The organism is Cedecea sp. P7760 (assembly GCF_013386425.1).
In the GTDB taxonomy this organism is placed as follows: domain Bacteria; phylum Pseudomonadota; class Gammaproteobacteria; order Enterobacterales; family Enterobacteriaceae; genus Cedecea; species Cedecea selenatireducens.
On sequence record NZ_JACARU010000039.1, the window covers coordinates 85838 to 98311 of the forward strand.

Genomic DNA, 12474 nt, shown 5'->3' on the forward strand with positions numbered 1-12474 from the left:
CTCCTTTACCATTGATAGCTCACGAAAATTTTACCGTTACGGCCATCCTGCGGGAGACCCTGCGGTGACCAGTACTCTTTATCGAAGGCGTTGCCAAACACCAGCGTGGTGGTTAAACCGCGCAGCTGCTGCTGCCCTTTATAGCTGACATAAAAATCGCTGACCGCGTAGCCCGGCTGCTGTGCATAGGAGCTGCTGATGTGGGTGGAACGCTCGGCGAAGGTGCCGACCCAGCCCACGGAGAAGCCGCTGTGCGCAACGGGGATGTCCAGGGTGGTGGTGACGGTGTCCGGGTTCAGGCTGGAAATGTACTCGCCGGTGTCTTCATCTTTACCGCGGGTGCGGTTATAGGCGGTATCCAGGCTGAACAGATCGGCGGTGTACTTCGCGGTCACGTCCCAGCCCCAGATTTTGGCTTTCGGTACGTTATAGGACATGGTGGTCGCTTTGGCGAAGTCCACGGTGGTGGAGATGTAATCTTTCGCTTTGGTGTCGAAGTAGCTGGCTTTGAACTCCAGGCCATCGTTGGCCATCGCCAGGTTGTCGAAGCGCAGACCGAAGCCGTATTCCTGAGTTTCGTTGGTTTCCGGACGCAGGTTCGGGTTTGGTACCCAGTAGTTGGTGTAGCGGGTGCCGATGGAGAAGTGTTTGGCGTCGTTATACATCTCGCCCATGGTCGGGGCACGGAACGCCTGCGCATAGGAACCAAACAGCATCAGCCAGTCGGTTGGGGTTACGGAAACTGCCCCACGGGATGACCATTTATCGGCGTCTACGTCTTTATAGCCCTGGCTGCTGCCGCTGTAGTTGTCGTAGCGCGTGCCGGCCAGAATAGAAATCGGCAGGTCGCGCAGGGTGATCTCATCCTGCAGCCAGCCTGAACCGAAGTTGATTTTCGCCTGCGGGAAACCGGTTGTCAGGCCGCCTGGAGCCTGTTCCTGACGGTAATATTCACCGCCGTAGGTCAGCAGGTTAGCCGCGAAGCTGTCGTTAAACAGGCGGCTGCGGTTTTCGAGCTTGCCGCCCTTCGTGGTCTGTTTGCGGAACTCGCCGCCCTGGTTAGGGGTTTCTGCGTTAATGCGTGCCTCTGACCAGTAGGCCGTCGCGGTGGCGTTCAGCCAGTCGTTATCCTGCGGGCCGAGATGGTACTTCAGCTGTGCATCGCGCTGGATGGTTGAGCGGTTGGTCATCGGGTTGCTGGAGGCGGTGGCATCCGGCGTCTGCGGATTCTTCGGTTCGCGCGCGCTGTTGTTGTAATAACGCAGGGAGCCGGACAGAGACTGAGCGGAATCGATATACCAGGTGCCTTTGGTCAGCAGGTTGCCAATGTTTTCGTCATTAGGTGCTGTTTCGCCATTGCTCTGACGCAGGTTACCGCGGTCGCGGCTGGACCAGGCGACAACGCCGTCCAGGTTGTCGGTGCGGCCAAAGGCGCTGGCGCCCATGCCGATGCTGTGGTCGCCGGTGCCGCCGGTGCCGAATACGCGGTAGCCGCTATTTTGGCCTGCAAATAACAGATCTGCAGCGTCTGCGGTTTCATAGGAGATGACGCCGCCCAGGGCGCCGCTGCCGTACAGCAGGGCTGCAGGGCCACGGACCACTTCAATGCGTTTAATCAACGCGGGGTCGAGGAACGTGCTGTTCAGGTGGCCGGTGTCGGTGCCCTGGCGAATGCCGTCCACCAGGGTCAGCACGCCGCGGCGGTCGTAGCCGCGCATGTTGATGTCCTGGCCGTTGGTGCGCCCGGTGCCATCGATAGTTATCCCCGGCACTTTACGCAGCATGTCAGCGGCAGAGGTGGACGTCTGGCTCTCCGGCGAATTCGCGTCGATAACGCTGACCATCATCGGGGCTTCGAAGGTACTGCGCTGGTTACCGGTGGCAACCACGGTCATCTGCTCATCTTTAGCAAAGGCGGGCAGGGCAGTAAAAACGGCTAACGTGAGTACAGACAGACGAAAACCTGCTGTGTTGGTGCAAGGCATAGCGCAACTCTCCATAAGAATAACGAAAGCGCTGGCTGCCTGGGGATGACCTGGGTGGCTGGCTAATTTCCCCTTTTGGATTTGGGGAACGGTTTGTTTAATTTATTTGGTCAGGATGAGCTTCCCGGCCTGAGTCTGGCGTAACAGATACTGCTGCCCTTCGTGCACGATAACGACACGGCCATCGGCGCCGAGCAGCGTTTTGCTGTCAACCTGACGCGGTTCTGTCCCTGTCTGCGGGCGGGCGGGGGTGAATGGTTTGTCCATACGCTTCACTCTGTTTACAAATGACAATCAGTGTAACAATGAGAATCATTATCAGAAAAAGCAGGATCGGCAGCAAGCATTATTTGTAATAATTCTGTGAATCAGGGAATTTCTCTGCGGGCACGTTGTCGCGAAGCGTAATGCTATGATATCCGGCGGGTTATTGGGCTCCCCGCCGGAAGGTTGGGTCAGAAGCGTCTGTCGATTGCCTGGGCCAGCATGGCGACCAGGGTTTCCGTATCTTCCCAGTTAAGGCAAGGATCGGTGATCGACTGGCCGTAGGTCAGCGGCTGGCCGGCGACGATTTGCTGCGTCCCTTCTTGCAGGAAGCTTTCCGCCATGATCCCGGCGATCGCCCTGGAGCCGTTGCGAATTTGCGTGCAAACATCTTCGCAGACGTCTAACTGGCGGCGGTGCTGCTTCTGGCAGTTACCGTGGCTGAAATCAATCACCAGATGCTCCGGCAGGTCGAATGCGCTCAGCGTATCGCAGGCCGCGGCAATGTCTTCCGCGTGGTAATTCGGCTGTTTGCCGCCGCGCATAATAATGTGTCCATAAGGGTTGCCGCTGGTCTGGTAAATCGTCATCTGCCCTTTTTTATCCGGGGAGAGGAACATATGGCTGGCACGTGCGGCGCGAATGGCGTCTACCGCAATGCGGGTATTGCCGTCGGTGCCGTTCTTAAAGCCGACCGGGCAGGAGAGCGCGGACGCCATCTCACGGTGGATCTGGCTTTCGGTCGTGCGCGCGCCAATCGCACCCCAGCTAATCAGGTCGGCGATATACTGCCCGGTCACCATATCCAGGAATTCTGTCGCGGTGGGCACACCCAGCTCATTCACCTGCAGCAGCAGGCGACGAGCCTGTTCGATACCGTAATTAATGCGGTAGCTGCCGTTCAGGTCCGGATCGGAAATCAACCCTTTCCAGCCGACGACGGTGCGGGGTTTCTCGAAGTAGGTGCGCATCACGATCTCAAGGCGATCCTGATGTTTTTCTCGCAGCGTTTTGAGACGGCGAGCGTAGTCCATTGCCGCATCAAGGTCATGGATAGAGCATGGCCCGACGATAACCAGCAGGCGCTTATCTTCCCCGGTAAGGATCTTTTCTATCCTGCGGCGGGCGGTGGTTACGTGCTGCGCAACGTCAGCGGAAACCGGGAAACGCTCTGTCAGCTCGGCCGGGGTCACCAGACTGTCGATGCGCGCGGTTCGCAATTCATCTGTTTTGTTCATTGGGTGTCTCAGAAATTTTGTCTTCTCTGCGGCAGATTTACCGGGAAGTGATGGGGATCACAATAAACCAAAGCTGACCGATTTCAACATTCTGCCCGCTTTGGCAAAGGGATTACCCCACCGCAGTCTGTACACCCTAGCATACACGGTTGGTCTTTTGTACTAGTTTCTTAGTACATGCGGCGATTCAGTCCCATAATATCGAGAATTTTGGTCGCCATTTCTTCCACCGAGTAGTTGGTACTGTTGAGGTAGCGAATCTGGTTTTTACGGAACAGCGCCTCGACTTCGGCGACCTCCAGACGGCACTGGCGCAGGGAAGCATAGCGGCTGTTTTCACGGCGCTCTTCGCGGATAGCGGCCAGTCGTTCGGGGTTGATAGTCAGGCCAAACAGCTTGTGCTGCAGCGGTTTAAGCACCGCGGGAAGCTGAATGTTGTCCATGTCATCGGCAATAAAAGGGTAGTTGGCGGCGCGAATGCCAAACTGCATGGCGAGATAGAGGCTGGTAGGGGTTTTTCCACAACGGGACACGCCCAGCAGGATCACCTGAGCCTGATCGAGATTGCGCATCGAAATGCCGTCATCGTGCGCCAGCGTGTAGTCAATGGCGGCAATGCGCGCGTCATACTTCATCAGGTTGCCGGGGTTAAGGCCGTGAGTTCTGTGGGCAACGGGCGTCGGGTCGAGCTTCAGCTCCTGCTGCAGCGGGGCGACCAGGGTCTGCACAATGTCCTGACAGAAACCTTCGCTCTGCATAATGATGTCGCGGATAGTGGGCATCACGATGGAATAAAACACCAGCGGGCGCACACCTGTCTGCTGGTAAATCGCGTCAATCTGCTCTTTGACCGCTTTTGCCCGACTTTCGTTTTCAACAAACGGCAGGGTAATACTGTTGATAGATACCGGGAATTGTGACATCACCGCGTGGCCAAGTACCTCGGCGGTAATTGCCGTGCCATCGGAAATACAAAATACCTGACGATCGACTAAGTTATCCATTTTTATTCCTGAACGGGGAACCGGTTTACCCAAAGCATAAAGTAAAACAAGGCATTCCGAGTAGCGCTAATCTTAATTTAAAAAGTGAAATAGCGTTTTTAAATTTAATAAACCATCGGAAATATATTCAAATCAACACTATAACCATTGGTATTGTAAGGATTATATGATAATCAATGGTTTATGAAGTGAGCGGATCTATCCGAAAATGTCATATTTTATTTTGCTTGAACGATTCACCGGTTTCATTCTCCCCCCGGAATATGCAAAGCTAAATACGAAGTCTGGTGTTTCTTGTACCCATTCATTTAAAAAAGGATTGTTTCGATGTCCAATAACGGCTCGTCATCGCTGGTGCTTTGGTATAACCAACTCGGCATGAATGATGTAGACAGGGTCGGGGGCAAAAATGCCTCCCTGGGTGAAATGATTACCAATCTTTCGGGTATGGGCGTTTCCGTCCCGAACGGTTTTGCCACTACCGCCGAGGCGTTTAACCTTTTTCTCGACCAGAGCGGCGTGAACCAGCGTATTTATGAGCTGCTGGATAAAACCGACATTGACGACGTTAGCGAACTGGCGAAAGCCGGGGCGCAGATTCGCCAGTGGATTATTGACACGCCTTTCCAGCCCGAGCTGGAAGATGCTATCCGCGAAGCCTATCAAACGCTCTCTGCCGACGATGCCGAAGCCTCCTTTGCGGTGCGCTCTTCCGCCACTGCCGAAGACATGCCGGACGCTTCCTTTGCCGGGCAACAAGAAACCTTCCTCAACGTGCAGGGCTATGATGCCGTGCTGGTGGCGGTGAAACACGTTTTCGCCTCGCTGTTTAACGACCGTGCAATCTCCTACCGCGTGCATCAGGGCTATGACCACCGTGGCGTGGCGCTCTCCGCTGGCGTACAGCGCATGGTGCGCTCCGACCTGGCTTCTTCCGGGGTCATGTTCTCCATCGATACCGAATCTGGTTTCGATCAGGTGGTGTTTATCACCGCCGCGTGGGGCCTGGGGGAAATGGTGGTGCAGGGCGCAGTGAACCCGGATGAATTCTACGTGCACAAGCCAACGCTTGCAGCGGGTAATCCGGCTATCGTGCGTCGCACCATGGGCTCGAAAAAAATTCGTATGGTTTACGCCCCGACTCAGGAACACGGCAAGCAGGTGCGGATTGAAGACGTGCCGGAAGCCGACCGCGACCGTTTCTGTATTACCCAGGAAGAAATTCAGGAACTGGCTAAGCAGGCGGTACAGATCGAAAAACATTATGGCCGCCCGATGGACATCGAGTGGGCGAAAGACGGCCACACCGGCAAGCTGTTTATCGTTCAGGCTCGTCCGGAAACCGTGCGTTCTCAGGGCCAGGTCATGGAACGCTACCAGCTGCACGCCCAGGGGCAAATCGTGGCGGAAGGCCGCGCGATTGGTCACCGCATCGGTGCAGGCCCGGTAAAAGTTATTCACGACATCAGCGAAATGAACCGCATTCAGCCGGGCGACGTGCTGGTCACCGACATGACCGACCCTGACTGGGAGCCGATCATGAAAAAAGCGGCGGCGATCGTCACCAACCGCGGCGGGCGTACCTGCCACGCGGCAATCATCGCCCGTGAGCTTGGTATTCCTGCCGTTGTGGGCTGCGGCGACGCAACCGAGCGCATGAAAGACGGCCAGAACGTCACCGTATCCTGCGCCGAAGGCGACACCGGCTACGTTTACGCTGAAATCCTCGACTTCACCGTGAAAAGCTCCACGGTGGATGCGATGCCGGATCTGCCGCTGAAAATCATGATGAACGTCGGTAACCCGGACCGTGCTTTCGACTTCGCCTGCCTGCCGAACGAAGGCGTTGGCCTGGCGCGTCTGGAATTTATCATCAACCGCATGATTGGCGTGCACCCGCGCGCTCTGCTGGAGTTCGACCAGCAGGAGCCCGCTCTGCAGGCTGAAATCCGCACGATGATGAAAGGTTATGACGATCCGGTTGAGTTCTACGTTGGTCGCCTGACCGAGGGGATCGCGACCCTGGGCGCGGCGTTCTGGCCGAAGCGTGTGATCGTGCGTCTGTCCGACTTCAAATCTAACGAATACGCCAACCTCGTGGGCGGCGAGCGTTATGAGCCGGAAGAAGAGAACCCAATGCTGGGCTTCCGTGGTGCAGGTCGCTACGTGGCGGACAGCTTCCGTAACTGTTTCGCGCTGGAATGTGCGGCCATGAAGCGCGTGCGTAACGAAATGGGCCTGACCAACGTCGAAGTGATGGTGCCGTTTGTGCGTACCGTCGCCCAGGCGAAAGCGGTTGTTGAAGAGCTGGAGCGTCAGGGCCTGAAGCGCGGTGAGAACGGGCTGAAAATCATCATGATGTGTGAGATCCCGTCCAACGCCCTGCTGGCGGACGAATTCCTGCAATACTTCGACGGCTTCTCCATCGGCTCTAACGATATGACGCAGCTTGCGCTGGGCCTGGACCGCGACTCTGGCGTGGTTTCCGAGCTGTTTGACGAGCGTAACGATGCGGTGAAAGCGCTGCTGTCGATGGCCATCAAAGCGGCGAAGAAACAGGGTAAATACGTGGGGATCTGCGGTCAGGGGCCTTCCGATCACGAAGACTTCGCGGCCTGGCTGATGGAAGAGGGGATTGACAGTCTGTCCCTGAACCCGGACACCGTGGTGCAAACCTGGCTAAGCCTCGCCGAACTGAACAAGTAACGCCCCTCTCTTATTAAAAAGAAAGGGAACCGCTCCGGTGTCTTCCAGCCGTGCATTGGGAAGCTCACCGGGGCGGCTATTATCCCCGCTTAATCAAATCCTTCATGCCGGTAATAATGGCCTCGCACCACGCCGCATAATCATGCCCGCTCGACCAGGGGGTAAAGCTCACCTCGTAGCCCTTTTCACGCAGGACGGCTTCAAGCTGTTGTGTATTACGGTAAATACCCCCGTCCGCGCCTTTGCTTTCGAAGCGGCCTGCCTGCAGCCAGAAACGAACGGGTAAACGCGGTGACTCTTGATACTGCCGGGTTAGCCAGCCCGGCATTTCACCCTCGGGCGCCCACCAGTAAGAGCCGGACAAGCTCAGCACGTTACCAAACGTCTCGGGATGACGCAGGGCAACCCAGGCAGAGGCAAGCCCGCCGTAGCTTGAACCCGCCACAATGGTTTTCCGCGCCGTAGTGGTGATGCCCAGGCGGTTAAGCCACGGCGTCAGCTCCTGGGCCATAAAATCGGCAAAGTCCGGATTGGGCGGCAGCTCTTTCTCACGGCGTTCGCCGTCCAGGCTGTCGATAAACACGGCGTTAACCGGCGGCAGGGCATGGCGGGCAATCAGGCCGTCCAGCACGTTGGCGAGATGATAACGATCCTGATACATGCGGCCGTCAAACAGCATCAGCGTCCAGCGTGCGGGCTGGCTGCCTCGCGGCCGGTAAACCGTCACTTCACGGCGGTTACTGAGCTTTTTGCTCTCAACCTGGTAACGAACCAGCGAGCCATGGCGGATGGGTTCCGAGGTAGCCTGCGGCGTAAAATAGCGGCGGGCGGTGAGGTCTAAAAGCGAGAAACGACTCCAGCGATCCCCCTGGCCCGACGGGCTGGATTGCGGATTAAGCGGGTCAGCCTGAGCCGTGACCAGAATTGCGCGGCGCTGCTCGCGAGCGGTGCCTTCGGTAAGCGGGACATCAGGCGCAAGCTTGTACTGCATCAGCGTATCAGCCGGCACTACATAGCTGCGATACCAGACATCGGACTGCGCCAGGCGAAACATCGGGTCGTGATCGCCTGCCGGAGAGCCGAGCACAAAAACGTTGCCCTGCGCGCCACGCCACAGGAAGGTAACGCGCTTGTTGTTGGCGTCTATCGTTTCGACCAGCGGCGTACCTTGCTCGCGTCTTTCCTGCCAGAACGTGTCCGTGCCTGCGCCACGGCTCAGCGCCTGCTCAAGCGCCAGCAGCGCAGGGCTTTCCGGGGATTGCATTTCATTGCGTTTGAGCGGAACCGTCTCACGAATCTGCCAGCGGAACTGCCAGCGCTTACCGGGCTCGCCGCGAAGCACCAGCGTTGACGCCTGGCCGACGGGCAGGGCAAAAAGCGGGTTATGTTTACCGTCCACCGGCCCGTTTTCCACCAGCGCGCGCCAGAGCCTGCCTTTGCTGTCAATCAGGCTGGCGTCGGTCACGCCGCTCAGCCGGACGTTAGCGTAATTCTCCCGCAGGGCCGGAAGCCCAAAGCAGATTTCACCGCTGGCATCGAACTTTCCCTCCTGCTCTCCCTGGCTGCCGGTAAAGGTGCAGGTCGCGGCCACCGCCGACGCTGAACAAAGTCCCAACATTAATGCGCTCCACGCGGCTCTCATGGCGTCCATCATTCCTGATAAAAAAGTGCATACACGCTAATGCAAATGAGATTGATTTGCAATAACATTGCGAGTCGTTGCGTTTTACGACAAAACGTAACAGGAGAGAAAGGCGAAGCTATTTCACCTCATCACAGGGGACGTTACGGTAATGCATTTTAAAAACAATAAGGTGACCCACAGCCTTTGGCTGATGGGCTTCAGTACCATGGGGATGGTTGGCGGCGTTCAGGCGCAGGAACGGCAGGGCAGCGAGGAGACTCTCGTTGTGACCGGCTCGGTGAGCGAAGATCCTTCGGCGCCGCTGAAGGGGATGGTGGCGACTAAAACGCTTTCCGCGACGAAAACCGCGGCTGACCTGGTGAAAACGCCGCAGTCGGTGTCGGTTATCACCCGCGACCAGATGAACGCCCAGGATGTGACATCCGTATCGCAGGCCCTGCGCTATTCGGCGGGCGTTTTTACGGAGTATCGGGGAAGTTCGAACCGGAACGACGAGGTTTTTGTGCGTGGCTTCAGCTACGTGCCAAAATATCTCGACGGGCTGAGCTACGGCGCAACGGCTTCATCGCAGACCGGGACGTTTGACCCGTGGCTGCTTGAGCGCGTGGAGCTGGTGCGCGGCCCGGCGTCGGTGCTGTTTGGCCAGGTGAACCCCGGCGGGCTTATCAGTATGACCAGCAAGCGGCCGACAAGGGAAGCGATACATGAAGTGCAGTTTCGCTCAGGCAACCAGCATCTGGCCGAGGGGGCTTTTGATTTTGGCGGATCGCTAAGCGACGACGACCGTGTGCTTTACCGCTTAAACGGGATTGCCCGAACGCAGCACAGCCAGGTGGCCGACTACAAAGAGCAGCGGATGGCGATTGCACCCGCGCTGACCTGGTATCCCAATGAGCAGACGCGTTTTACTTTGCTGACCAGCTACCAGAAAGATCCGAAGGCTGGCTATCGTAACTTCCTGCCTGCCGCAGGGCTGGTGACCGAAACGGCCGCAGGGTATATCCCGCGGGACTTTAACGTCAGCGATCCTAATTACGACCAGTCGTGGCGCGAGCAAACGATGGTTGGCTATGAGTTCGAGCATAGCTTCAACGACATCTTTACCTTCCGCCAGAATGCTCGCTACGCCAGCATCAAACAGAAGTATCGTTACCTCGTGTATTCCACCTCGAAGAGCGACACGTTACTTTCGCGCCGTGCGCAGCGAGAAACGCGTGATACCGATGAGTTTGGCGTAGATAACCAGCTCGAGGCGCAGTTCGATACAGGCACGTTAGGGCACACGCTGTTGGGCGGCCTGGATTACAAGTCCAACCACGACCGGCAGCAGCTTAGCCGAGGCATAGGAGCGAAATACGATATCTACTGGCCTCGTCCGGTATACGGCCTCAACGTTGATGAAAGCACTTTTAGCGCGGTCAGCGACGACCAACAAAATCTCGATCAAACCGGCGTTTATCTGCAGGATCAGCTGAGCTGGAACCGCTGGCAGCTGCTGCTGTCCGGGCGCTACGACTGGGCCGAGGTGCGAACGACGGACCGCCTTAAAGGCAAAAGCACGCAGCAGAATGACAGCAAGTTCACCTGGCGCACCGGCCTGCTTTATGCCTTTGATTTTGGCCTGTCGCCCTATATCAGCTACAGCACTTCCTTTGAACCCAACCTGCAGACTAACCGTGCGCCGGGTACCGCGCCGTTCGACCCAAGCCTGGGTAAGCAAACCGAAGTGGGCCTGAAATATCAGCCGCTGAAAGAGACGTTCATGACGTTGGCGCTGTTTGATCTTCGCCAGACAAACGTGGGGACGTACAACAGCGCGCTGGGTTGGTTCGAAAACGCCGGTGAGATCCGCTCCAAAGGGCTTGAAGCGGAGGTTCACTCCACGCTGTTTAACAGCCTCAACCTGATAGGCTCCTATACGTGGACGGATGCGGAAACCGCGAGCACCACCGTAGCCGGAACCGAAGGGAAAGTGCCGGCACGCATTCCAACGCATATGGCGTCTGCATGGGGCAGTTACACCATTCCTGATGGCGTGCTGAAAAACCTGACCGCCGGCGTCGGGGTTCGTTATATCGGTACCAGCTATGGCGATGCGAAAAATACGTTTAAAGTACCCGCTGTGGATTTGTATGACGCGATGCTGCGCTACGAGCTGGGCGAAGTGAGTCCTCAGCTGAAGGGCGCCGCCGTGCAGTTCAACGTCAACAACCTGGCGGACACAAAATATGTGGCTTCCTGCGCGTCTGATTCGGCGTGCTTCTACGGCATTGGCCGCACCCTGACCGCAACCGTCAGCTATCGCTGGTAAGGAGAATTTTTTGCGCTATCTGCTTTTGGCGCTTATCGCACTCGCTGCCCCTTCGGGGGCGGCAGTCACGCAGGATAAGCCCTACACGCTGGCTAATACTCTGGTACATAGCCTCAATTCGCCGGAGAACGGCGAGTATAAAATCATGGTTTCCTGGCCTGAAGGTAAAGCGCCGCCAGAAGGCTGGCCGGTTATTTATCTGCTGGACGGCGAATCCGTCTTCCCCGGGGCGGTGTCGCTGATGCAGCGCCTGACCTGTGAGCGCTGTCCGCTCACGCCCGGCGTCGTGGTCGCTATTGACTACCCGGGCGACAGCCGCCGGGAGCGAGACTACCGGCCAACGGTAGATAAAGTCGCGCTGGAACCTAACCCGGCAGGCGGCACTTACCCGCCCGGTGCACCAGGCGAGGCACAAAAGTTCTGGCGGTTTATTGACGCTGAGCTCCGACCCTGGGTCGCACAGCACTGGAAAATCAACCCGCAGCGGCAGGCGCTTTTTGGTCACTCGTATGGCGGCCTGTTTACCACCTGGCTGTTTATGACCTCGCCGGACGCTTTCCAGCACTTTTACGCGTCAAGCCCTTCGGTATGGTGGAATGATCGTTATCTGCTGCGGATGGCACAAAACTGGCAACCGGATGAGGGGCATACTCAGCTCTCGATTTCGGTCGGGGGATATGAACAGTCGCTGCAGCCACAGGAAGCCAGGCTGCCGGAGGCAAAACGCGCCGGACTGTTAAAACATCGCGGGCAGAGGGCAATGGTCGACGGCAACCGAGAAATGGCCAACGCGTTAATCGCTAAAGCGCCGCACCGGGTGGATTTTACGCTGGTAGAAGGGCAGAGCCACCTGACCGTTGCCCCGCTGGTTCTGCATGGTGTGCTTATTAATCACTTTGCGAAATCAGAATAAAAAAAAGCCCATCATCAAGATGGGCAAAGACTACACACAGCAATTCGTTGTTTCACTCAGGGGATTTCGATGCTTATAAATCAACGTGTTGATTCATAACCGTGAGTTAAATAGTAGGCATCTGGCTAAGTGGCGTCTCTCAGATTCGTCTCAATCGTTAACGAAAGGTAAAGAACTTACGTCAGAATAGCGGAGTGAAGGCGGTTCAATGGCTGGAATAACGAGGGAAAAACCCGTTAATGATTAGATTTATTAATCATTTGCGTTAAGTCACTGTGTCAGGAGTTAGTTCTCGCCTGGCCATATTATGCTGGCCGGATTAATCTCCGTTCACTTCCAGTCCTGTTTTATCTGTCACCACTGAATCGGTGAACGTTTCAGGTGGCATTACGCCATGCCCCTGACGAC

The 12474-nt window shown here is 56.8% G+C and carries 8 protein-coding genes and 1 other RNA gene; 3 read left to right on the forward strand and 6 right to left on the reverse strand.

Annotated features, from left to right (window positions below; genetic code table 11):
* Positions 1 to 5: 5 nt before the first annotated feature.
* The 4 genes from HX778_RS14610 to HX778_RS14625 all read right to left on the reverse strand — a co-directional run bounded on the left by HX778_RS14610 (position 6) and on the right by HX778_RS14625 (position 4491).
* Complete coding sequence (locus tag HX778_RS14610) at positions 6 to 1985, reverse strand: TonB-dependent hemoglobin/transferrin/lactoferrin family receptor (protein ID WP_038473293.1); 1980 nt, start codon at positions 1983 to 1985, stop codon at positions 6 to 8.
* 102 nt (positions 1986 to 2087) lie between these two features.
* Positions 2088 to 2252, reverse strand: a complete 165-nt coding sequence (gene hemP / locus HX778_RS14615) for a hemin uptake protein HemP (RefSeq protein ID WP_038473290.1) — start codon at positions 2250 to 2252, stop codon at positions 2088 to 2090.
* Positions 2253 to 2440: 188 nt separating this feature from the next.
* Positions 2441 to 3487 carry a 3-deoxy-7-phosphoheptulonate synthase AroH gene (aroH, locus tag HX778_RS14620; RefSeq protein ID WP_038473288.1) on the reverse strand — a complete coding sequence of 349 codons (1047 nt, stop codon included), beginning with the start codon at positions 3485 to 3487 and terminating at the stop codon, positions 2441 to 2443.
* Positions 3488 to 3657: 170 nt separating this feature from the next.
* Positions 3658 to 4491, reverse strand: a complete 834-nt coding sequence (locus HX778_RS14625) for a pyruvate, water dikinase regulatory protein (protein ID WP_038473286.1) — start codon at positions 4489 to 4491, stop codon at positions 3658 to 3660.
* Between the two features lie 327 nt (positions 4492 to 4818).
* Here HX778_RS14625 and ppsA point away from each other — a divergent pair, with 327 nt between their 5' ends.
* Positions 4819 to 7197 (forward strand): phosphoenolpyruvate synthase, encoded by a 2379-nt coding sequence (gene ppsA / locus HX778_RS14630; RefSeq protein ID WP_176982414.1) that lies wholly within the window; start codon positions 4819 to 4821, stop codon positions 7195 to 7197.
* A gap of 79 nt (positions 7198 to 7276) precedes the next feature.
* Here the strand turns inward: ppsA and fes are convergent, their stop codons facing one another.
* Positions 7277 to 8839: an enterochelin esterase gene (gene fes, locus HX778_RS14635; protein ID WP_176982415.1), complete on the reverse strand. Its 1563-nt coding sequence runs from the start codon at positions 8837 to 8839 to the stop codon at positions 7277 to 7279.
* A 151-nt stretch (positions 8840 to 8990) separates the two neighbouring features.
* Between fes and HX778_RS14640 the strand changes: the two genes are divergently transcribed.
* Positions 8991 to 11153, forward strand: a complete 2163-nt coding sequence (locus tag HX778_RS14640) for a TonB-dependent siderophore receptor (RefSeq protein ID WP_176982416.1) — start codon at positions 8991 to 8993, stop codon at positions 11151 to 11153.
* Between the two features lie 10 nt (positions 11154 to 11163).
* Positions 11164 to 12066 carry an alpha/beta hydrolase gene (locus HX778_RS14645; RefSeq protein WP_176982417.1) on the forward strand — a complete coding sequence of 301 codons (903 nt, stop codon included), beginning with the start codon at positions 11164 to 11166 and terminating at the stop codon, positions 12064 to 12066.
* Here the strand turns inward: HX778_RS14645 and rprA are convergent.
* Positions 12063 to 12169: antisense sRNA RprA (gene rprA, locus HX778_RS14650), an RNA gene on the reverse strand. The two genes, HX778_RS14645 and rprA, sit on opposite strands and share 4 nt — an antisense overlap.
* Positions 12170 to 12474 lie beyond the last annotated feature (305 nt).

Excerpts from the sequence above, each read along its gene's own strand:
- HX778_RS14610 (WP_038473293.1), bottom strand. The coding sequence starts at position 1,985 with ATGCCTTGCACCAACACAGCAGGTTTTCGTCTGTCTGTACTCACGTTA.
- hemP (WP_038473290.1), bottom strand. The coding sequence starts at position 2,252 with ATGGACAAACCATTCACCCCCGCCCGCCCGCAGACAGGGACAGAACCG.
- aroH (WP_038473288.1), bottom strand. The coding sequence starts at position 3,487 with ATGAACAAAACAGATGAATTGCGAACCGCGCGCATCGACAGTCTGGTG.
- HX778_RS14625 (WP_038473286.1), bottom strand. The coding sequence starts at position 4,491 with ATGGATAACTTAGTCGATCGTCAGGTATTTTGTATTTCCGATGGCACG.
- ppsA (WP_176982414.1), top strand. The coding sequence starts at position 4,819 with ATGTCCAATAACGGCTCGTCATCGCTGGTGCTTTGGTATAACCAACTC.
- fes (WP_176982415.1), bottom strand. The coding sequence starts at position 8,839 with ATGAGAGCCGCGTGGAGCGCATTAATGTTGGGACTTTGTTCAGCGTCG.
- HX778_RS14640 (WP_176982416.1), top strand. The coding sequence starts at position 8,991 with ATGCATTTTAAAAACAATAAGGTGACCCACAGCCTTTGGCTGATGGGC.